Origin of the sequence: Bacillus sp. YBsi01 (assembly GCF_038406745.1) — a bacterium.
Classification (GTDB): Bacteria; Bacillota; Bacilli; order Bacillales; family Bacillaceae; genus Bacillus; species Bacillus siamensis.
Window position 1 is genome coordinate 2,166,293 of sequence record NZ_CP151679.1, and the last position, 22,186, is coordinate 2,188,478.

General features: G+C 49.7%; 20 protein-coding genes. 6 read left to right on the forward strand and 14 right to left on the reverse strand.

What is annotated here, in order from left to right:
- Positions 1-38: 38 nt before the first annotated feature.
- On the forward strand, positions 39-1,016 hold the full coding sequence (gene lytH, locus AADZ70_RS10800; protein ID WP_342007022.1) for an L-Ala--D-Glu endopeptidase: 978 nt from the start codon (positions 39-41) through the stop codon (positions 1,014-1,016).
- Between the two features lie 37 nt (positions 1,017-1,053).
- On the opposite strand, the gene yunB is transcribed toward lytH, so the two are convergent.
- The 6 genes from yunB to AADZ70_RS10830 form a co-directional block, all read right to left on the reverse strand.
- The gene (yunB, locus tag AADZ70_RS10805) at positions 1,054-1,812 is read right to left on the reverse strand and encodes a sporulation protein YunB (RefSeq protein WP_076982791.1); all 759 of its coding nucleotides are present in this window, start codon (positions 1,810-1,812) and stop codon (positions 1,054-1,056) included.
- Between the two features lie 138 nt (positions 1,813-1,950).
- A complete protein-coding gene (locus AADZ70_RS10810; RefSeq protein ID WP_342007023.1) occupies positions 1,951-3,345 on the reverse strand; it encodes a bifunctional UDP-sugar hydrolase/5'-nucleotidase in 1,395 nt (464 codons plus the stop codon).
- 17 nt (positions 3,346-3,362) lie between these two features.
- Positions 3,363-4,184: a sulfite exporter TauE/SafE family protein gene (locus tag AADZ70_RS10815; protein ID WP_016938058.1), complete on the reverse strand. Its 822-nt coding sequence runs from the start codon at positions 4,182-4,184 to the stop codon at positions 3,363-3,365.
- Between the two features lie 19 nt (positions 4,185-4,203).
- Positions 4,204-5,055 carry a DUF72 domain-containing protein gene (locus AADZ70_RS10820; protein ID WP_099744811.1) on the reverse strand — a complete coding sequence of 284 codons (852 nt, stop codon included), beginning with the start codon at positions 5,053-5,055 and terminating at the stop codon, positions 4,204-4,206.
- 26 nt (positions 5,056-5,081) lie between these two features.
- Complete coding sequence (locus AADZ70_RS10825) at positions 5,082-5,435, reverse strand: hypothetical protein (RefSeq protein ID WP_188154494.1); 354 nt, start codon at positions 5,433-5,435, stop codon at positions 5,082-5,084.
- Between the two features lie 99 nt (positions 5,436-5,534).
- Positions 5,535-6,878: an allantoinase gene (locus AADZ70_RS10830; protein ID WP_045926039.1), complete on the reverse strand. Its 1,344-nt coding sequence runs from the start codon at positions 6,876-6,878 to the stop codon at positions 5,535-5,537.
- Between the two features lie 174 nt (positions 6,879-7,052).
- Here AADZ70_RS10830 and pucR point away from each other — a divergent pair, with 174 nt between their 5' ends.
- The 5 genes from pucR (at position 7,053) to uraH (ending at position 13,284) form a co-directional block, all read left to right on the forward strand.
- The gene (gene pucR / locus AADZ70_RS10835; protein ID WP_047477704.1) at positions 7,053-8,648 is read left to right on the forward strand and encodes a purine catabolism transcriptional regulator PucR; all 1,596 of its coding nucleotides are present in this window, start codon (positions 7,053-7,055) and stop codon (positions 8,646-8,648) included.
- Between the two features lie 144 nt (positions 8,649-8,792).
- Positions 8,793-10,142 carry a nucleobase:cation symporter-2 family protein gene (locus AADZ70_RS10840; protein ID WP_342007024.1) on the forward strand — a complete coding sequence of 450 codons (1,350 nt, stop codon included), beginning with the start codon at positions 8,793-8,795 and terminating at the stop codon, positions 10,140-10,142.
- A 5-nt stretch (positions 10,143-10,147) separates the two neighbouring features.
- The gene (locus tag AADZ70_RS10845) at positions 10,148-11,440 is read left to right on the forward strand and encodes a nucleobase:cation symporter-2 family protein (RefSeq protein WP_342007025.1); all 1,293 of its coding nucleotides are present in this window, start codon (positions 10,148-10,150) and stop codon (positions 11,438-11,440) included.
- Positions 11,441-11,452: 12 nt separating this feature from the next.
- A complete protein-coding gene (pucL, locus tag AADZ70_RS10850) occupies positions 11,453-12,937 on the forward strand; it encodes a factor-independent urate hydroxylase (protein ID WP_188154490.1) in 1,485 nt (494 codons plus the stop codon).
- Complete coding sequence (gene uraH / locus AADZ70_RS10855; protein ID WP_016938050.1) at positions 12,937-13,284, forward strand: hydroxyisourate hydrolase; 348 nt, start codon at positions 12,937-12,939, stop codon at positions 13,282-13,284. Before pucL ends, uraH begins: the two co-directional genes overlap by 1 nt.
- A gap of 75 nt (positions 13,285-13,359) precedes the next feature.
- Here the strand turns inward: uraH and AADZ70_RS10860 are convergent, their stop codons facing one another.
- The 8 genes from AADZ70_RS10860 to allC all read right to left on the reverse strand — a co-directional run bounded on the left by AADZ70_RS10860 (position 13,360) and on the right by allC (position 22,110).
- Complete coding sequence (locus AADZ70_RS10860; protein WP_045926034.1) at positions 13,360-14,052, reverse strand: aspartate/glutamate racemase family protein; 693 nt, start codon at positions 14,050-14,052, stop codon at positions 13,360-13,362.
- A 136-nt stretch (positions 14,053-14,188) separates the two neighbouring features.
- Complete coding sequence (pucE, locus tag AADZ70_RS10865) at positions 14,189-14,710, reverse strand: xanthine dehydrogenase subunit E (protein ID WP_016938048.1); 522 nt, start codon at positions 14,708-14,710, stop codon at positions 14,189-14,191.
- The gene (gene pucD / locus AADZ70_RS10870) at positions 14,701-16,938 is read right to left on the reverse strand and encodes a xanthine dehydrogenase subunit D (RefSeq protein WP_342007026.1); all 2,238 of its coding nucleotides are present in this window, start codon (positions 16,936-16,938) and stop codon (positions 14,701-14,703) included. The genes pucE and pucD overlap by 10 nt, the downstream gene beginning before the upstream one ends.
- The gene (pucC, locus tag AADZ70_RS10875) at positions 16,939-17,772 is read right to left on the reverse strand and encodes a xanthine dehydrogenase subunit C (RefSeq protein WP_342007027.1); all 834 of its coding nucleotides are present in this window, start codon (positions 17,770-17,772) and stop codon (positions 16,939-16,941) included.
- Positions 17,769-18,386, reverse strand: coding sequence for a xanthine dehydrogenase accessory protein PucB (gene pucB, locus AADZ70_RS10880; RefSeq protein WP_342007028.1), 618 nt, complete (start codon positions 18,384-18,386; stop codon positions 17,769-17,771). Before pucB ends, pucC begins: the two co-directional genes overlap by 4 nt.
- Positions 18,383-19,375, reverse strand: coding sequence for an XdhC family protein (locus AADZ70_RS10885; protein ID WP_342007029.1), 993 nt, complete (start codon positions 19,373-19,375; stop codon positions 18,383-18,385). The genes pucB and AADZ70_RS10885 overlap by 4 nt, the downstream gene beginning before the upstream one ends.
- A gap of 229 nt (positions 19,376-19,604) precedes the next feature.
- Positions 19,605-20,855 (reverse strand): (S)-ureidoglycine--glyoxylate transaminase, encoded by a 1,251-nt coding sequence (gene pucG / locus AADZ70_RS10890; protein ID WP_342007030.1) that lies wholly within the window; start codon positions 20,853-20,855, stop codon positions 19,605-19,607.
- A gap of 16 nt (positions 20,856-20,871) precedes the next feature.
- Positions 20,872-22,110 (reverse strand): allantoate deiminase, encoded by a 1,239-nt coding sequence (allC, locus tag AADZ70_RS10895; RefSeq protein WP_342007031.1) that lies wholly within the window; start codon positions 22,108-22,110, stop codon positions 20,872-20,874.
- Positions 22,111-22,186: the final 76 nt, after the last annotated feature.

The following is a 22,186-nucleotide window of genomic DNA, read 5'->3' on the forward strand; positions in this document are numbered from 1 at the left end:
CAAACTATTTGTATTCAATCCTGAAAGGAGATCATGTTGTGAAAGTTCTGTTATCTGCTCTTCTCCTTTTATCCGTTTTCTGTCCGGCTGCAAGCGGAAAAGAACAATCGGCTTCTGTTTACGACGGACGGATGCAATTGTACCGCAAAGCCGAGGCGGTCACACAGATTCCTTGGTATGTGCTTGCGGCGGTTGATCAATATGAAGAAAATGTCCGCTCGAACCGAAAGGATCTGCCTGAAAAAGCGGGAATCATCAGCATTTATATTCCGGATCATTTGTGGAGCGGGCCTGAAAATCCAAATCCTAAGGACGATGCGCCCCTCAGTATTAAAGTATTTGACGGCATCGGCCTGGACGGCGACGGTGACGGAAAAGCCGAGGTAAGCAATGATGAGGATATCCTTTATACATTTGCACAGTACTTAGCGGGATTCGGAACGGATCTTGACCATATCCGCATCGGCCTCTGGAATTATTACCGCCGTGATCAGACGGTCGGCATTATCACCGAATTCATGACACTGTTTAAGACATTCGGCCGCCTTGACCTCGGAGAGCACGCCTTTCCGCTTCCCGTAAAGACGGATTACAGCTACCGCAGCACTTGGGGAGCCGCGCGGGGGTTCGGCGGGCGCCGGATTCACGAAGGAACGGATCTGTTCGCTCGTTACGGGCTCCCCGTCAGATCGACCTGCTACGGGATTGTCGAAATGAAAGGCTGGAACCGCTTCGGCGGCTGGAGAATCGGCATCAGGGATATCAATAACACGTATCACTACTTCGCTCACCTGAACGGCTTTGCAAAAGGCATTCATAAAGGCCAGATCGTCAAACCCGGTGAGGTGATCGGTTCTGTCGGAAGCTCCGGCTACGGCCCGCCCGGCACCGCGGGAAAATTTCCGCCGCATCTTCACTACGGGATGTATAAAGATAACGGCAGAGCGGAATGGTCTTTTGACCCGTATCCTCATTTAAGGGCATGGGAACGGAAAGAAATCCGCAGGAAAAAGTAAACACACAGCCGCCAGAAGAGAATGCGGCTGTGTGTCTTTATTTGTCTTTCTCCTTTTTTTCATTCGGCAGCTGAACGGAAGGCGTCACACCTGATCCGCCGCTTCCGTTATAAAACTGAGGCACCTCTCCTTGAATGGCTTTAATGGAGACCGGAATATTATTTGTCACGACTGATGTCTTGCTGGCAAACGGGATAATCACCTTCACTTTAATCTCCACGAAAATACTGATATCAATCAGGGCATTGTTGATGCCGTACGGCTTTATTTTTGTTTTCACGTCAGTTAACGCATCGCCGATCAAGTTAAAGCGCACGGGGATTTTCGGCCCGAGATTCCCAAGAATGCTGTTTCCCGTGACCTGCCCTAAAGGGATGTTAATCATAATTGCATCGGCCGTTTTGGCGCCTTTTTCTGTTTCATGCTGCTTATTGTTCGACTCCGCTTCCTTCAGATGAGCCTGAAGCTGCTTTGTCACTTTCGCCTTCATGCTGTTGACCACTTGTGTATTAAAATCCATCGTTGTGACTTTTCCGTTTTCATCCGTTTTCATATCGACCATATCTTTCACATTGTCGCTGTGAGACATGTATTCTTCAATGGATTCTGTAATGACCTCTGTCGCCACCCTTTTTGTTTCCATTTCTCCGATGTTCATCAGCACCGGTTTAATTGAGGAGTTGATCATCCAAAGGCTGATGACCGTCGATATGATAAAAAAAGCAAACGACAGAAGAAGCACATACCGAAAAGGCAAAGGCCCTCTCTTGCGAAGAGTGCTCCGGTATCTAGGCAAGAAAAATCCCCCCTTACATATCACAATGTATGCTTGTAAGAGGGGACATAGTAATTTATTTTTACTCTTAAAAAGTCACGCTTTCCTTCATTCAAGTGCCCGCGGCAGAAATGGACCGGCGAACGAACACCTCTGACATTACGGCTGCTGCGCAAGCTTCCAGGCGAGCAGATCTCTTAAAAACTCCGGCATAAAGTATTGTTTTTCTTTCGAATCACGGATCTCAGGGAACAGTTTGCCGAGTGTGAACATGTCGAGAACGGCAACCGAGTATATCCGGTCCGGATCAAGCTCTTCTCCGTTCACTTTCACATTGATGAGGTGCGTCACCCCGTCTTCAAGAATGTCAGTCTGCACCTCTGCTCCGGCATATACCATCCTGCCCATGACTTCTCCGCGGAAGCCGAGGCCTTTAATCCGCAGCTGCTCCATTTTTTCAGAGGCAGCCTGGCTGATTGTTTCTTGAAGTTCCCTGCCTGAAAGACGCACGGCGACCGGATTGATCGGATGCGGGCAGATGCGGTGCAGATCAAGCTTTGTGACAGGCCCCTTTCTTAAAGGCCCCAAAATGACACCTGAATTCACCATGCTGACTTCACAGCCGCACCAGCTTTTCAGCGCTTCGGCTAAAAGAAGCGGAAGGGGCGATTCTTCAAACCACTTCACGCCGGCTTCTTCATTCAGATCGGCGACTTGTACGGAAAGCAGGTTTTCCGCTTCCCGTTCTTTCTCTTTCAGATAAGCCGCCGTATCTTCAGATTCACCGTGCCAATCAGCCATTTTCTGCACAGATGCCTGTTTGCTGACGATGGTTCTTGATTCGCTTTCGATCGTCAGCTCGACACAGCCGACATAGTTCCCGTATTTCTCCGCACAGGCAAGCAATACGCCGTTTATGTCCTGGCCGTCCTCAAGAAGGTGGTGCGTATGCGATTCAAGAATGACATCAATATCGGGGAATTTTTCCGCTGCGGCCCGGTCATCGATCAAACCTAAATGCGAAAGCAGAATGATGATATCCGCTTTGCCCTTGATATCGTCAAGCGATTCTTGAATGCTTTTTTCCGCATCCGTCACCGTCCAGCCAAGCTTTTGATAGACGGGATAATACGGCACCGTGACGCCGAGTATGCCTGCGGTCATCCCGTTTTTCAGCGTTTTGATCACGTATGGCTCGGCCCATTCCGGCCGCTGTCCGTCCGCGTCAAACAGGTTGGACACTATGACGGGAAACGCGGCATGATTATATAAATCCGCCAGTTCTTCATGAGGCAGCGTAATTCCTTCATTATTCCCGACGGCGGCCGCATCAATCTCAAGACGGTTTAACAAGTCGACATTCGCTTTGCCGAAGGTCGCTTCCGTTATCATTTGAAATCGGTCCATATGGTCGCCGATGTCGAAAACGAGTGTTTCCTCCCCGTCTTTTTCATGCTCATGTTTCTTCTGCTCAATATAATGTACGATTTTCGGCCAATTTTCGAAATGGCTGTGCAAATCATTCGTATGATATAAACGGAGCTTCTCTAACATACCATCTCTCCTACCTTTTAGCTGAATATCCCTTGATAAATCAATTCACAGCCGATCAAAATCAAGACGATCCGCATGAAAAGCACGATCGTTTTCGTCTGCACCCGCTTATTGACCCACGCGCCCATTTTACCGCCGAACCATGCGCCCGGAATAAGGCACAGCGCATACAGCCAATTGACATGGCCCTCTGCGATATGTGACACGGAACCCGTCACGGAGGATAAGAAAATAATGAGCATTGACGTCGCCACAGCCACTTTCGGCGGGAACAAAAATAACAGCATCATGGCCGGAACCATAAGAGAGCCGCCGCCAATGCCGAAAAGACCGCCCAATAAGCCGACGAAAAAGGCAATCGCGATACCGGTAAACATACGGTACGAATATGTATAAAGCTCACCCGATTCATCCTCAAATGTCCGGATCATGCCTTTATGCGCTTTATTGACCGGTTTTGCTTTCGCCTTCAGCATTAATGTAATGGAAATCAAGATCATAAAAAGTCCGAACCAGACGGAAAACGTATGTGCATTAAAGAGTTTAGACAAATACGCGCCGATGATGCTTCCCGGGCCGGAACCGATAAAAAAGATCAGCCCGCTTTTATAATCAACGGTTTTATATTTCATATAGGCCAGAGTTGATGACAGACCCGTAAATATAATCACCAAAAGGGACGTGCCGATGGCAGTCTGCGGTGTTACGTCATGGAAAAACGGAGTCATCGTGCTTAAATAGAGCATTGCGGGCACAATAATAATTCCTCCCCCAAGCCCGATCAGGCTGCCGACCGTTCCTGCGATAAATCCTAATATAATTAAAATAAGATAAGACATGTGTCTTGAAACCTCTTTTCTAGCTGAATAGGTCAAGCTGCTTCGGAGCAAGCCCGGTATATTGTATATCTAGCATTTCAAGCATCTCAAGGCCGTTGTCGGCGGCGTCTCCGCCTGAGTTATTATTGAAGAGCACGTACAGATTGCGCGACTGCTTTTTCAGCTCCTGAAGATTGTTTTTCCAATCTTTGAGTTCCTGTTTATTATAGCGGTATAAATATCTGACCTCACGCCAGTTTTGCCCGCCGTCAGGTTTGACCCAGCCCTGCTTGTTCCGTCCGTGAAAACGGACAAGCGTTTTTTCTTCATCCGTTGCTTTCAGGACGGCCGGAATGCTGCCCTCGCCGATTTGCGGCTCGTCACATATGGTGTGAATCCAGCCTTCCGACTTCATAAAGGAAAGCGTCTGCTCGTAAAACGGCGGGGAAAACCATGACCTGTTGCGGAATTCAAGCGCACACGGGATATCACCCATCTGCTGCCTGCACCATCTTAAATATGCGACGTTTTCTTTCTTGCAGTCAAACCACGGCGGGAATTGGAACAGCACCATGGCAAGCTTTCCATGCTCTATATACGGCGTCAATGACAGCTTAAACGCTTCAAACATCTCTTCCTTCGTTTCAAAAGGAATATCGCCGCGCTGATGGCCCGTCATCCCTTGATATGCTTTGATGATAAATTGAAAAGTTTCCGGCGTCTCTTTGACCCACCTCTCGTTATTACGGGCGGGCTGTATCGCGTAAAAGCTCGCGTCCAGCTCAACGATGGGAAAATGGGAGGAATACGCCTGCAGTTTTTGCGGTCCCGCCGTTTTAGGCGGATAGATGCTGTCATGATCCCCCCAACCCGTCAGTCCGATATAAATCACATTCCTTCACCTCTCACTCTAGTTTATCACAGGTGTTTTTCTCTTTCCGTCTCCATGTTTTGTCTGAATGCAGTTTTCAGATACCGGTATTGATGTTCATTGGTGTCCGAAAATGCTTCACTTCTGGTAGAAGGGATATGCTGATAGACGACCGGCTCCGAAAACTGTTCCCTCGTGAAATCGTATATCTCCCCTTCTATTCGGTTATAAAAATGCCAGCTTGTGCCGGTTTTTGTTTTGAGAATGTCACCGCCGTAAACATCTTGGATGACTAAAGCCGTCACGCCGCACTGGCCTTTGGCCGGGCATTCTTCCGTCCATTTTGTACTGGACTGCCGCGACCAGGATGCCGTTAATATGTTCAAGATTTGATCATACAATGTGTTTTACTCCTTTTTATAAAAAGATACCACGTTGATGAAATTTTAAAAACAAGCAGGGCGGAAATCAAAAAAACCCGGCGGTAAAATCCGCCGGGCTTACGAAGGAACGACCAGCGTTCCGTCAATGCCTTCTTTTGCTTTCTTCCCGTCACTGTACACGCACCGGCCTTTGCTGTATGTAGCCGAAATGCGGGAGGGAAAGGTATGTCCTTCGTAAAGGCTTAGCTTATGCTTTGCAAACATCGATTCTCTTGTGACAGTGTACGGCTCCATGCTGACGAGCACAAAATCCGCATCACACCCTGCTTCCAGCCGCCCTTTTTTCTGCAGGCCGAATCGCCGCGCAGGTGCTGCCGCTGTCCATTCAGCGATGGTTTCAAACGGAATCTGATGCTCAAGCGCGAGTTCCAGCATCCCTAATAAAGTAAACTGCCCGCCGCTGATTCCGCCCCATGATAAAAACAGATTATCCTCCCGCTTCAAGGATGGACGGCAAGGGGAATGGTCAGAGGAAACCATGTCAATGTGCCCCGCAATGAGCGCCTCGATCAGCGCTTCCTGCGACTCCCGCGGCCGGAGCGGAGGCGCGCATTTTGCGACAGAGCCCTTTTCCCGTAAATCGTCATGGCTGAACAAGACATAATGCGGGCATGTTTCGACTGAAACATCGAGCCCTTCCTGTTTCGCCTCTCTGATCAGCCGAACCGCTTTCGCCGTGCTGATATGAACAAAATGCACCGGGCACCCTGTCACCCTCGCATACTGAATGGTGCGATATACCGCTTCAGCTTCAGCTTCCTCCGGACGGGAGGCGGCGTACGCATCCGCATCCACCTTTCCTTCATTGGCCAAAACCATCTGCAAATAACTTGTGAGCGCGTCGCTTTCCGCGTGAAGAGCGAGGATTTTCCCTGTTGCCGCGATTTCCGCCATGCCTTTGAGCAATGTCCGTTCATCAACAGAGCGGAACTCATCTGTGCCTGATCTTGATAAAAATGCTTTAAATCCGATCGCTCCCGCTTCAGCCATCGGACGGATGTCCTCGATATGGCCGGGCACCAGGCCGCCCCATAGCGCAAAATCCACGGCTGATTTTTGTCTGCCGAGTTCAGCTTTTGCGTGTAGATGCTCTGCCGTTACGGTTGACGGGATGCAATTGAGCGGCATATCAAAATAGGTAGTGCAGCCGCCTGCCGCCATCATTTGAGAGCCTGTTTCAATCCCCTCCCAGTCCTCTCTGCCCGGTTCATTGAAATGAACATGGCAGTCTATCGCACCGGGAAACACGTACTTTCCGTCTGCTTGGATGATTTCTGCCCCGCTTGTTTCAATGACAGAACCCACCTCGGCAATGATACCGTTTTGAACTGCGATATCAACTTCCTTCACACCATCTGGCGTAACTGCCTTCGCACCTTTTATCACCATATCGTAAGCCATACCGATCCCCCCATGTCAGGTTGACGATTTTCCATGTCAGTTTATGTAACACAATCCATTCTATTTTCAACAGTTTACTGCTACTATAATCGTATTACATCAGCAAAACCGCTAGAATTCCTATTGAAAATTATTCATCTTAACCAATCTTTTTATAGAAAAGGAGAATGCGCTATGAATATTTTTGATGTGATGAGAATACCGGCTTTTGAAAACGCTCATTTAATCGCTGGAAAAGCAGGAGGGGAAAGAGAGGTTCAGCATGTCAATATGATGGACGCACCGGATATTGCAGACTTCCTGCACAAGAATGAATTGCTCGTCACCACCGCGTATCACCTGAAGGATCACCCGGACCAGTTATCTGAATTGATTCGGCAAATGGCAAAACGCGGCTGCGCGGGTCTCGGCATTAAAACAAAGCGCTACTTGGAGGATATCCCGAAAGAAATCATCGAACTGGCGGATTCATACGCGTTTCCGATCATTGAGCTTCCGGAACACATCCGTCTCGGCGATATTGTGAATGCAACACTCAGCCGTATTCTCGATATGCGTTCCAGCGAGCTTCAGCAAGCCATTTACGCGCACAAAAAATTCACAAACCACATTATGAGCGGCAAAGGGCTGCAATCTCTCCTCAAAAAGGTCTCAGACCTGCTTCAGATACCCGTACTGCTTCTGGACCAGCATGCCAAAATGCTGTCTGCGTCCCATCAGATCTCAATTGAGACCGAAAAGCTAAAAAGAGTCCTGAACACCGTATCCGGGCCGTTTTTCACTTGTTTTTCTGCAATCTCCGATCAGAAAACATATTCCGTCCTTCCTATTTATAATCATGAAAAAAACTGCGGCTTCCTGCTGATACCGGACATGGTGCATGCCGGCGACAAAGGATTGATTCTCACCATTGAGCAAGCGGCCAACGTAATATCCTTTGAACTGCTGAAGGAAAATGCGCTGAAGCAATTCAGCCGGCGTGCGCGCAATGAGTTTTTCAGCAATTTTATTGAGCGCACATTTTCTTCAGATGATGAAATCAAAAACCGGGCGAAGGAATTCAAGCTGCGCTGGGATCAAAAATACATGTGCATCGCCGGCAAACTCGACCGGAATAACGATTCGATCAGCTTCACAGAAAATCAGCTCGCCTCCGACGGTGTCTTCGACTTTCTTGAAGGTGAATTATCAGCCTTCCCGTTTCCGCCCCACCTTTTTATAAAAGGAAATGTCGGCATTATTCTGATAGAAGCGACAGACAGCTGGAATGAAATGCACGCCTCGGTGATCAGCTTTTTAGAGCAGTTCCAAACACAGGTCAGAGCTCAATTTAAGCGGACGGTGTCCTTTGGCATCAGCAATATATGCCAAAAGCTCATTGACGTCCCCGACGCATTCACAGAGGCTTCTGATGCTCTGCACTCTGGGCATTTGTCAAGAAGCACGGAGTTTATCCAGGTGTATCACGCGAAAGATGTGCCCGAGCTTCTCCGCCTGCTTCCGGTTGAGGATTTGAAGAAGTTTTACAGCTCCACGCTTCAAAGCCTCGCTGAAAAACAGCAGGAGGATCAAAGCCTGCTTCATACGCTGTCCGTCTATTTAGAAACACACTGCCAAATCTCCGAGACGGCAAAGCGCCTGTACGTTCATCGCAATACGGTCATCTACCGCCTTGAAAAATGTGAGGATCTGCTGGGCAAAAGCTTAAAAGATCCTGAAACGACGATGCGTTTGCGGCTGGCCTTACGGATGCAGCGGCTGATCAGCTAGCATCCGTCACATAATCTTACAAACTAAACCGTTTTTCGTCACTTCCAGCAATAATGCCTGTCTTTTTCAGCTACTGTACCCAATGACACCCAAAAATCAGCACGCTATCATGTTACTAAAGTTTACATACAAGGAGGGACTATGTTGAAACAAAGATCGTTTGCGGTGTTTTCTCTTGGCCTTCAGCATGTGCTGGCCATGTATGCAGGTGCGATTTTAGTGCCCCTGCTTGTCGGCAGGGCGCTGAATGTAACCTCTGAACAGCTGTCTTACCTGTTAGCGATTGACCTGTTAACGTGCGGCATCGCGACGCTTTTGCAGACCTTGCGCGGCGCACACATCGGGATCGGGCTTCCCGTCATGCTGGGCAGTTCATTTGTGGCCGTCACTCCGATGATCGCAATCGGCGCCAATTACGGCATTCACGCGGTTTACGGTTCCATCATTACAGCCGGTGTATTCATCTTTTTGTTTGCGCGTTTTTTCGGCAAGTTGACCGTGTTATTCCCTCCTGTCGTAACAGGAACCGTTGTGACCTTAATCGGCCTATCACTTGTTCCGGCAGGTGTGAAAAATATGGCCGGCGGCGAAAAAATAAACGGCAGCGCCAACCCCGAATACGGTTCGCTCGAAAACCTTCTTCTCTCTGTCGGCGTTCTTGTTCTGATCTTAGTCCTCAACCGCTTTCTCAAAGGGTTTGCCCGAACGCTGTCTGTTCTGATCGGAATCGCCGCCGGAACAACGGCAGCAGCACTCATGGGCAAAGTCAGCTTTTCTGCTGCTGCTGAAGCCCCGTTCTTCCAAATCCCGAAACCGTTTTATTTCGGAGCCCCTTCATTTGAAATCGGACCAATCTTAACGATGCTGATCGTCGGAATGGTCATTATCGTTGAATCAACCGGCGTTTTCTACGCAATCGGCAAGATATGCGGCAGATCTTTAACCGAAAAAGATCTTGTCAAAGGCTACCGGGCGGAGGGAATCGCCATTCTCATCGGCGGATTGTTCAACGCCTTTCCTTATAATACCTTTGCGCAAAACGCCGGCTTATTGCAGCTCACGAAAGTGAAAACAAGAAATATCGTTGTTACAGCAGGCTGTATCCTTGCCTGTCTCGGGCTGATACCAAAGATTGCCGCCCTTGCTTCTGCCGTTCCTGCTGCTGTACTTGGCGGCGCAACCGTTGTCATGTTCGGCATGGTGATTGCCTCAGGCGTTAAAATGCTCAGCACAGCGGATCTCAAAAACCAATACCACCTCTTGACCATCGCATGCTCAATCGCACTCGGCATCGGCGCCAGCACGGTCCCCGGGATTTTTGCTGAATTCCCCGCTCCAATCAGAATTCTGGTCAGTGACGGCACTATCACCGGCAGCCTGACCGCCATCTTTTTGAATTTATTTTTCAGCCTGCGCGGCAAAAAAGAAAAAACAACACAGAAAACTGAACTTCCGGCATTAGATCATACACTCGCATTAGAAAAAGAGGTGTGAAAAAGATGAAGAAACAGCAAAATGCCTTTCAGCTGGCGATACTCGGACTTCAGCATATGCTTGCCATGTATGCGGGAGCCATTCTCGTTCCGCTCATTGTCGGAGCAGCGATCGGGCTGAATGCGGGGCAGCTGACATATTTAATCGCGATCGATTTGTTCATGTGCGGGGCGGCGACTCTTTTGCAGCTGTGGAAAAACCGGCTTTTCGGCATCGGCCTCCCCGTTGTGCTCGGATGTACGTTTACCGCGGTCGGCCCGATGATTTCCATCGGCAGCACATACGGTGTCTCAGCCATATACGGCGCCATTATCGCCGCAGGGCTGATTGTCGTCATTGCCGCGGGCTTCTTCGGAAAGCTTGTCCGTTTTTTTCCGCCTGTCGTGACCGGCTCAGTCGTCATGATCATCGGCATCAGCCTGATTCCGACGGCAATGAATAATCTGGCCGGAGGTGAAGGAAGCAAAGACTTCGGCTCACTGGACAATGTGCTCCTCGGGTTTGGCGTCACGGCTTTTATCTTATTGCTGTTTTATTTCTTTACAGGCTTTATCCGCTCCATTTCGGTTTTGCTCGGCCTTATCGCAGGTACAGCGGCCGCATTCTTCATGGGAAAGGTCGATTTTTCTGATGTCATGGAGGCGTCCTGGCTTCATATTCCGTCTCTGTTTTATTTTGGCATGCCGACCTTTGAGCTGCCGGCTGTTGTGACGATGCTTCTCGTTGCGATTGTCAGTCTGGTCGAATCGACAGGTGTATACTTTGCGCTTGCCGATATCACAAACCGCAGGCTGTCCGAGAAGGATCTGGAAAAAGGCTACCGGGCGGAGGGCTTTGCAATTATGCTTGGCGGCTTATTTAACGCGTTTCCCTATACCGCTTTCTCGCAAAATGTCGGTATTGTCCAGCTGTCAAAAATGAAAAGTGTCAACGTCATCGCCGTCACGGGAATGATGCTGATGGCAATCGGACTGGTTCCAAAAGCAGCGGCACTGACAACAGTGATTCCAACCCCCGTTCTCGGCGGCGCGATGATCGTCATGTTCGGCATGGTCATTTCTTACGGGATCAAAATGCTTTCCAGCGTTGATCTCGACTCGCAAGCCAATCTGCTGATTATTGCCGCTTCCGTCAGCTTAGGGCTCGGCGCAACGACAGTTCCCGCGTTGTTTTCATCTCTTCCGGGAGCGGCTTCAGTCTTGGCAGGAAGCGGAATTGTGATCGGCAGTTTGACGGCCATTGCATTGCACGCTTTTTTTCATACCAAACAGCCGGATCACGCTGAAATAAAAACGTAAAGGAAGATGCCAATGTTCACTATCGATGACCTGAATCAAATGGAAAGACACACACTGACAGACACGCTGGGATCTATTTTCGAACACTCTTCATGGATTGCGGAGGAAGCTGCGGAATTACGCCCGTTTTCTTCCCTTTCTGACCTTCACCGCAAAATGGCCGGCATTGTAAAAGCTGCGGACCGCCAGACGCAGCTTGATTTAATCAACAAGCATCCCAGGCTCGGAACAAAGAACATAATGAGTGATGCCTCAGTAAGCGAGCAGCGAAACGCAGGGCTCAGCAAATTAGAACAAGAGGAATACGAGGAGTTTCTCAAGCTGAATGAACACTATTATGAACGCTTCGGCTTTCCTTTTATTTTAGCGGTAAAGGGAAAAACGAAACAGGACATTCACCGGGCCCTAGTGAAAAGGCTCGAGAACGAACAGGAAACCGAGTTCCAGCAAGCCCTTATCGAAATTTACCGCATCGCCCGCTTTCGGCTGGCTGACATCATAACTGAAAAAGGAGAGACGCAAATGAAAAGAACCATGTCTTACGGCAAAGGAAATGTATTTGCATACCGAACGTTTTTAAAACCGCTCACAGGAGTAAAGCAAATCCCAGAATCATCTTTTGCCGGGAGAAGCAATACCGTTGTCGGCGTTGATGTGACATGCGAAATTGGCGGAGAAGCCTTCCTGCCGTCATTTATAGACGGGGATAACACCCTCGTTGTGGCTACAGACTCAATGAAAAACTTTATTCAGCGCCATTTCGCTTCCTATGAAGGGACTACAATTGAGGGATTCTTACACGATGTGGCTCACCGATTTTTAAATACGTATTCTCATATGGACACGATTACTCTGACAGGCGAAGAGATTCCATTTGAAGCAATGCCCGCATATGAGGCGCAAGAGCTCCGCACAAGCCGGCTCGTTTTCAGAAGATCGCGCAATGAACGGGCTCGTTCTGTGCTGAAAGCGGAACGAATCGAGGATACCATAACGATTAAGGAGCAATACAGCGAAATCATAGATCTCCAGCTCGTCAAGGTGAGCGGCAACTCCTTCGTCGGCTTTATTCGCGACGAATATACGACTCTCCCCGAAGACGGCAACCGCCCGCTGTTTGTCCATCTAAACATTGGCTGGCATTATGAAAACACAAATGACGCATACGCTTCTGATCCCGCCCGCTACGTCGCCGCTGAACAAGTCCGCGACTTGGCAAGCGCCGTATTTCACGAGCTTGAAACCCCTTCAATCCAAAATTTAATCTATCATATCGGCTGCAGAATTTTAACGAGATTCCCGCAACTCACTGAAGTCAGCTTCCAATCTCAAAATCACACATGGGACACAGTCGTGGAAGAAATTCCGGGGTCCAAAGGAAAAGTCTACACCGAACCGCGCCCGCCATTCGGCTTCCAGCGTTTTACCGTGACAAGAGAAGACGCCGAGAAAGAAAAACAGAAAGCCGATGAAGCCTTAGGGAGCCTGAAGGCTTGATGGGAAAGCTGACGACCCATATCTTAGATTTAACCTGCGGCAAACCCGCGGCGAACGTAAAAATCGAATTGAAGCGGCTGGGCGGCGGAGGCTTTAGGAAAGAGGCATACACTAACGATGACGGCAGAGTCGATGCGCCGCTTCTCGCAGGTGAAGAGCTGGTGTCCGGAGAGTATGTGATGGAGTTTCATGCAGGGGACTATTTCGCGAGTAGAAACGTGAACACAGCCGCTCAGCCGTTTTTAACCATCGTCACCGTCAGGTTTCACATTGCAGATTCTGATGCGCATTATCATATCCCGCTTTTGCTGTCGCCGTTTGGTTATCAGGTGTATAGGGGAAGTTAATTAAAAGGAAGCCCGCCGGTGAGGCGGGCTTCTCCAAGTATGTCTTACACTCTTTTTACTTGGCGGCATTCACAGCTACAAGGAAAGAGATGTATTCACTGCTGTTTGTGCATGAATGAAAGCCGTATCAAATAATGGCACTTCAGAATCCTCGGCTTTTACTAATAATCCAATTTCAGTACATCCGAGAATAATCCCTTCTGCACCTCGATCCACCAAATGATTGATAATCTTCTTATACATGGTTTTAGACGACTGTTTGATTTCGCCTAAACACAGCTCCTGATAAATAATATGATTGATTACTTCTCTTTCCTCATCAGCAGGCACAATGACATTGATATTGTGAGACTCAATACGTGATTTATAAAAATCTTGTTCCATCGTATACTTCGTTCCAAGTAAACCTACTGAACGAATACCTTGTCTTGTGATTTGATCGGCAGTTGCATCTGCAATATGTAAAATAGGGATGGTGATCATTTTCTGGATATAGCCAATCACTTTATGCATGGTATTTGTACATATGACGATAAAATCTGCACCGGCTTTTTCTAATGATCTCGCAGCCTCCCCCAAAGCTGCACCCGCCTTATCCCAAGCCCCTTCAGACTGATAGTGTTCAATCTCTTTAAAATCAACACTGTATAAAACGCATTTTGCAGAATGCAGCCCTCCTAGTTTCTTTTTTATCTCTTCATTGATCATTCGATAATATTCAGCCGAAGATTCCCAGCTCATTCCGCCAATAAGGCCGATCGTTTTCATATCACCACTCCTGAATTTTTTTCAGAATATAATCAATTATTCTAAAGTATCGATTAGTCTTATACAATTATTTATTTTCAGAAAATGGCCTGCGGGGAAAATATCCCGAAGTTTTTTAGATACTAAAAGTCCGCTCTTAACAGCCGAACTCCCTTTTCCCTCTGTTCAGCTCTCTTCTAATCCTCCAAGCCGACCGCATAATTCCGCCGTACCCGGTACACCGGCACAAATTCCCCGCCAGCCCTTCTTCTATGTCTTCATCTGTGGGATGCGGGTTTTCTTCGAACAAAGCTTTAAGCGCAATGATCATTCCCGGCGTACAGTAGCCGCATTGGAAGCCGCCTTCTTCCAGGAAAGCGGTTTGGCACATGTCCAGCTCTTCTTTTTGAAGCCCCTCGATGGTTGTGATGGAATGGCCGTCTGCTTGATAGGCCATCGTCATGCACGCATTGGCCAGCTTCCCGTCGATTAGGATGGAGCATGCTCCGCAGCGGCCGATTCCGCAGGACACCTTTGTCCCGGTCAGCTGAAATTCCTTTCTAAGCAAATCACTCAGACGTGCCGTGGGAATGGCTGAAATCTCCCGCTCCTGCCCATTTACGGTCATTTGGTACTGTCCCTTTTTTACAGGAAGTGATCCAGCTTCTTTTACGTCCATTGCTTCAGCCCCTTTCTGTCTATCGCTTCAAGCAGCTCTTCTCTTGAAATCGGCAGCTTGTTTATCCAGCAGCCGACCGCATCATGGACAGCCTTTACAATAGCGGGAGTGATAGCGATCGTTCCGATTTCGCCAACTCCCCTCGGGCCATATGCGTCTCCCTTCATCAGTTCTTCTATTGCGATCACCTTCATGTTAGGAACATCTTTGACGACAGGGATTAAATAGTGATCGAGATTTTCCGCGGCATAACGGCCGTCCGTCATTTTGGCCTCCTCCATCAGCGTATAGCCGAGAGCCATGGCGGCGCCGCCTTCAATTTGGCCCCAATAACCCTGCGGACTGACAATCGGCCCTGCCGCAATAGCATGCTCACAATCTATCACTTTGACATCACCTGTTAATAGATCCACCTCCACTTCAACGGCGGCTGCTCCGAATGAGTAGAGAAAATGTCCGCCATCCACAGGATCAGGCGTTGTTGGAAAGTCAAATGCCGTTTCCTCTGCCAAAGGGCCTTTTTCAGCCAGCTCCTTATACGTCACCATGAGTGCCTCTGTGTGTTTGTCACGCAAGCCTTTAGCGCCGGGAATAAGGTTTTCCGCTGAACAGCCGCTCCATTCTGCCGCCCGTTTTTTCAAGCGGGAAAGAAACGGCTTCTTCAAACGCTGAATTGCGTGCCATACCATGCTTGTGCCGCGGGATGCCGTGGAGGAGCCTGACTTCGGCACCTTTGCGGTATCCCCGATCACAATGGAAATATCCTCTGCGGCACAGCCAAGCTCCTCTGTGACGATATGTTCAATCGCGGCCAGAATGCCCTGTCCGCATTCTTCAAATCCGAACGAAGCTGTGATTTTGCCGTCACTTGAAAGGGACAAACGGCCTCCCGCCGCATCCATTCGGCCATAGCCCAGCCCGCCGCCGTGCATCGTTATTGCCGCTCCCGTGCCGCTCCATATATACCCGGAGTTTCGGCGTCTTCTTGTCAGAATGGGAGATTCAGAAATGGCATTCAACACCTGTGCCGCTCCGTCAGTCGGTGCAATCCGATGCTCCAGCGGCCCTAAGTCATACGGCTTTCTGATATTTTTTCTTCTCAGCTCCAGCGGGTCGATACCGAGCCTATCACTGAGACGGTCGAGATGGGTTTCAAGGGCAAATGTGATTTGATTGCCGCCAAAGCCCCGGAATTCTCCCGCCACCCCGTTGTTCGTAAACACAGATTTCCCTTCCGTCCGGATATTCGGAATACGGTACGGCCCCGCGGCATGCTCGACAGAAAAATCAAGAACGGCGGGTCCAAGTGTGGCGTAAGCGCCTGTGTCCGCCACAATTTTCACGTCATGAGCCAAAAGCTTTCCTGTTTGATCAGCTCCCGTTTTTATTGTCACCTTCATCGGATGGCGCTTAATGCCAGAACGTACAGATTCCTTTCTCGTCTGATGAATTTTGACAGGGCGTCCGCTTTTCAGGGCCAAAAGCGCGGCATATGGCTGGATATTCAGCTCATCCTTTCCTCCGAACGAGCCGCCCATCGGACTCGACACCACCCTGATCTTCTCTTCAGGAATGTCAAAAATACGAGCAAGCTGGAAACGGTCTTTATAGCCGTGCTGTGTTCCTGCATACATCGTAAAGCCCCCATCATCCTCCGGAACGGCTGTGCCTCCTTCCGTTTCCATATACGTATGCATCTGCCGGGGCAGCTCATAGGTTTCTTCAAGGACTGTGTCACACACCCGAAACCCTTCTTCCGCATCACCGTGTGCAAAACATGCACGGTGCAGAATGTTGCCGTCTTCGTGCAGTCTAAGCGCGTCCGGAAGAAGCGCTTCTTCCGGTGAATCAATAACCTCCAGCTCTCTATACTCAACACGAATCAGCTCCAGCGCCGCCTCCGCGATTTCCTCCGTTTCCGCAGCCACAGCGGCAATCGCATCCCCGACATACCGTACTCTGTCCTCGCATAAAACCGGCTGATCAGGAATGACTATGCCAAATCGGTTTAATCCGGGAACATCCTTATGAGTGACGACAGCCCTCACGCCTTCCATTTCTTCAGCTTTCATGGTGCAAATCGACACAATCTCCGCATGGGGATAAGCGCTTCTTAACACCTTGCCATGCAGCATTCCGCGAAAGCTGAGATCGGTCATATATTTCAGTTCCCCTGTGACCTTTTCTCTTCCATCCGGCCTGACTCTTGACGGTTTGTTGATCATCATTTATTCCCCTCCCTCAGCCATCAGCTCTGACATAATGACGTTGGCAGCGGCTTTTTTTCTGTATGCCGCTGACATAAAAGCATCTGCGGAAAATGACAGCTCATGGATAAGCGTTTCGTACAGCTCGTGCGGATCACACCCTGACGCCATCCGCTTCGCTTCACTTTCCAATAATCTTTCAGGTGTAATATCGGCATGGCCGGCAGCGAGACGAATGCCGCCGTCTTTCAAAAAACGTCCGGCCACAACAGCAGCCGCTCCTGTAAAAGCCTGGCGCCTCCCAAGCTTGCGGTAAAACACACGCTCTCCCTCCGCACGCGGGATGATGACACGCGTGACGATAGCAGCTCCATCGTTTTCATTTGCGAGCCAATCGCCAAGCGGCAGTCTGATCAGCTCGTTTTGATACACAATCAGCTCCGCATCAAGTACGAGCAAGAGCGGAAGCAAATCGCCGATTTTACTCGCGATGTTTCCGCCAATTGTGGCCCGGCTGCGGACACCCGGTGCGGCGACAGCAGAAGCAGCGTCGCTGAAACAGCCAAGCGCACTTTTGATGAAAGGATGCTTTCTGCATTCATTCAGTGTCGTGAGCGCTCCGATCGACACGTGGGTGTCACTGACGCTGATCCCCCTCATCTCTTCAATTCCTTCAAGACTGACAAGGTGCTGTTTCGGAAGAATTCCCTTATCCCACTGAAGCTGAAGCAGTGTGCTGCCCGATGCGGCACACACATCCGGGGCAAACTGCTCTAGAAGCGAATAGGCTTCATCGAGCGCTGCCGGTTTCCATAATTGAATATTCATCCTTGCTTTTGGCACTTGCCCGTTCATACCATCGCCCTCCTCACCATCTCATATTCCTCCGGTGTATCAATATCGTTCAGCTCCGTGCTTTCCTTTGCCTCCAAAACGGCTCCTCTTCCAAGCTGCCCGCTTTTCAGAAGTCTGCGGGCCCCTTCATCTCCCTTTAGCTTCTTTATATAAGGAAAACACGCTGCTGAGAAATAGATTGGCGGAGTGAGCGCGCCTGAAAACGAAGATACGGCAAACGACTCAGGTGCCATCGCCACAAGGGCATTGAGATGATCAACGGAAAGCTGCGGCTGGTCGGCTAACAAAATGACAACGCCGTCCGCTCCCATGCTTTCCGCTTTTCTCACCCCGCTGCTGACTGAATGCCCTTGACCGTTTTCTGCGTCTCGACAAACATGCAGACTCCAGCGTTTTCGAAAAGGCGGAGCGTGATAGGGCGCTCCCATCCACTCAAGGGAAGCTTGCTCTGTCCGCTCGACGATCAGCACGTGATCAAGGCCGGACAGAAGAGCCGTTTTCAAGGAAAGCGATCCGATGGTTTCTCCTTTTAGCGGCAAAGCCAGCTTGTTTCGGCCCATCCTTTTACTTTTGCCGGCAGCGAGAAACACGCCGATCAGATAGGGGCTTCTCATACAACCGCCAGCCGTTTTCTTGTTTGAATGATTTCGGCAACAACGCTGACGGCGATTTCCTCGGGGCCTTCCGCACCGATTGAAAGCCCGACAGGACTGTAAAAGTGAGCCGGCGGCTGTTTACCGTTCAGCAGCCGCTTCGTGCGGTTCACCGAACCCAACAAACCGATATAATGAAGATGTTGAGAAAATAAAAAGTCGATGATCGCTTGATCGTGCTGAAAATGGTGGGTTGCCACAACGGCTGCATCCTGCGGTAAAAACTGAAATTCATTGAGCATTTGTTCCGGAAAAGCCGTGATCAGCCGATCCGCTTTTGGGAATAGAGAGGATGTGCAATAAACGGGACGCCAATCTGTCACGATCACAGAAAATCCTGTATCAGCCGCCAAATTGGCAAGCGGCACAATATCCGGTCCCGCTCCGAACAGAATGAGGCGCGGCTTCGGTTCAATCCGCTGAATAAACAGGTTGGCAGATGGATCAAAATGCGGTAAATGAAGCGCAGAAACGGTACGTTGTATGTCTTGCAGAGGCGCGCCCGGCCAATTCCCGAAATGCCCGTTTTCCGTCAGAAATAAAGAACGGGAAGAGTCAATCTGCGTAACGGCTGTTACTGCTTTGCCTGCATGAAGGCAGTCTCTCACTCTTTTATAGTACCGTCTTTTTTTCTGAGTGATTGCTTCCGCATGAATATGAATCACGCCGTTGCATCCGGCTCCCATGCCCCAAGAAAGATCGTCCTCCGCCCGCATATCATAAGAAATCAGCGCTGACGTCAGCTGATCACCCAGCTCACTGATTCTGTGGAATAAATCTTCTTCCACACATCCGCCGCTCAGCAGGCCGACCCTTTCCCCATTTTTCTTAAAGAGCATAGAGGCGCCTGCTTTTCGATATGCGGAGCCTTCTACTTGAACAATTGTCGCCAGCACAGCCTCTTCCTGATCTTCCAGGAGCGCATCTACCATCATGTGCAAATTTGCCAATGCTGTATCCCCCTCTCTTACATTGCTGTGAGAATCAACAAGTTCAGCGTGATTTTATAGGTAACTTGTATAAAGAATAGATGATGGAAGAAAAAATGACTCATGCTTCGTCAGAAAATACAACACGGAGAAAGAAGATTTGTAAAAAGAGTCAAACGGAGAAAAACGGATTGGAGAAATAGCACATCATATGACTAAAAAAGCTTGCGGAGATTCCGCAAGCTTTTCTTTATACCGCCGCCTGATGGCCGGCGTTTTCATACACGTCAAGCGCTGCTTGGAGTGCTTTTCCCGCTTCGATCGCTGCACCATGCCTGAGCAGCACAGCCTCCAGCCCGGCAAGGACGAACAGCACGTTTTCTTTTCTGCAGCTGTAGCCCATCGTGCCGATTCTCCAGATCTTTCCTGCCAGCGGACCGAATGAGCTGGCAATTTCGATGCCGAATTGTGCCAGCAGCATGCGGCGGACAGACTCGCCGTCAATGCCGTCCGGAATTTCTACACAGGTGACAACAGGCATTTTGCAGCTGTCATCTCCAAACGGATTCAGCCCCATGGCCTGAATCCCTGCCGCTAATGCGTTCTCATGGCGGCGATGGCGTTCAAAGCGGGCTTCAAGACCTTCTTCAAGCACCAGCCTGACACCCTCACGCAAGGCATAGAGCATCGTCGTCGCTTCTGTATGATGATTAAGCCGTCTTTCGCTCCAATAATCCTCAAGCTGGCTCAAATCAAAATAATTGCTTGTGATCGGCCGGTTTCCCGAAAGCGCTGCCCTGTCCGCTTGTGTCGCAATCCCGCGCTCCACCTTTTTACGAGCCGCAATCACATCCGCCACCCGCTCATTATATGTAATCGGCGCCATCCCCGACGGAACAGACAAGCATTTTTGCGTGCCGCCGATGGCCGCGTCAATCTTCCATTCATCCACCTTTACCTCGCAGCCGCCGATCGTCGCGACTGCATCAACAATAAACAATGCATTGTTTGCGCGGCAGGCTTCGCCGATTGCTTTCAGCGGGTGGATCCTCCCTGTCGATGTTTCGCCGTGCACCATCGCCACGATTTTCGGCTTCACTTTTGTCATTTCCCGTATGATGTCCTCCGGGTCAAAAACCGTTCCCCATTCACACTCAAGCGTATGGACATTCGCCCCGTACCGCTCGGCAATTTCAGTCAGCAAATAACCAAAGCGCCCGTAAATGGGGACGAACACATCATCTTCAGGTTCAATGATACTCGCCAGCACCGCTTCGATTCCCGCTCGAGAAGTGCCGTCAATCGGGTATGCCCAGCGGTTTTTTGTTTGAAACAGCTCCCGAAGCATTTCCATCGTTTCATTCATGATATCCGTAAACGCCGGATCAAATTGTCCGACAACAGGGGTGCTCATCACTCTTAATACACGCGGATCAACCTCAACAGGGCCCGGCGTCATAATCGTTCTTAACGGCGTGCATAATTCTTTTCTGCCTGACACAGCCATTCCTCCTTTATCAGTAAGCCAGTTTGTATAATAAATCAGTCAGTACGCGGACGCCGATCTCAAGCTGTCTGGCTGAGGTATATTCCTTCGGTGAGTGGCTGATGCCGCTTCGGCTAGGCACAAACAGCATACAAGCCGGATGGCGCCGTCCGATCATTTGCGCGTCATGCCCTGCTCCGCTCACCATTTCCTCACAGCTGATACCGTTTTCTGCCGCCGTTTCAAAAGCCGCATCCTTCAGCCTTTTGTCCATCGGCACAGGCTCTATCCGCATATATTCATCAATCACGGCGTGAATTCCTTTTTGACGGCAAATTCGGTTGATCAAAACAGCCATGTCTTCATGAAATTGCTTCAGCACGCGCTGATTTTGATGGCGTATATCGATTGAAAACTGCACCCGCCCCGGAATGACATTGGCTACATTGGGTTCGGCCGTTATTTTGCCGCATGTCAGACGGAGCTCATCCGGCTGCTCTTCCGCGCGCAGAAGCAGTTCATGAATGATGCGGCTGCCTGCTGCGAGCGGGTCCTTGCGCCATTTCATGGAGGTAGTTCCTGCGTGATTGCATTCTCCTTCGAGCGTGACGAGATATCGTCTCTGCCCCGCAATACTTGTCACAATGCCGAGATCCCGTCCTGACATTTCCAACGTCTGCCCCTGTTCAATATGCAGCTCAACAAATGCGCTGATATCTGTCCTATATGCTGACTGAAACACACCTTTGCCAAAACCGCTCTCATGCATCGCTGTTTGGAGGGAGACTCCCGACTCGTCTCTTGGCTCTTTTGCATCTTGTTCTGAAAAAACACCCGTCATATTCCCCGACCCCCAATAGGTCATTGGAAAACGGCTGCCTTCCTCCTCACATAAGGAGACCGCCTCGAGCGTTTTTTTCGGCGCTCCGTATGTTTCCTTGAGCTGCTTGATCGCGAGCATTGCCGCCAGAACGCCATAAGCGCCGTCATACTTTCCCCCATTGATGACAGTATCAATGTGCGAACCGGTTACAATCACTTCATCCGGAGACTGGGTGCCCGAAAGCCTGCCGAAAACATTGCCGACGTCATCGAATCTTGTTTCAAGCCCGAATGAAGACATTTCCGTCTTCACTGCAAGCTGTGCGTCCATCCACTCTTTTGTGTACAAAAGCCTCGTTACACCGCCGTCTGCTGATGCGCCGTATTGGGCGAGCCATTCAATATAATCTGTGATGCTGTTTTTGACTGAAAGCTTCTGCTTCTCCATGTACTCCCCCCTCTGGCCGTTATGGTGACTTCATTATAGAAGGAGAAACACGACAGTTCATTGACAGATTAACCAA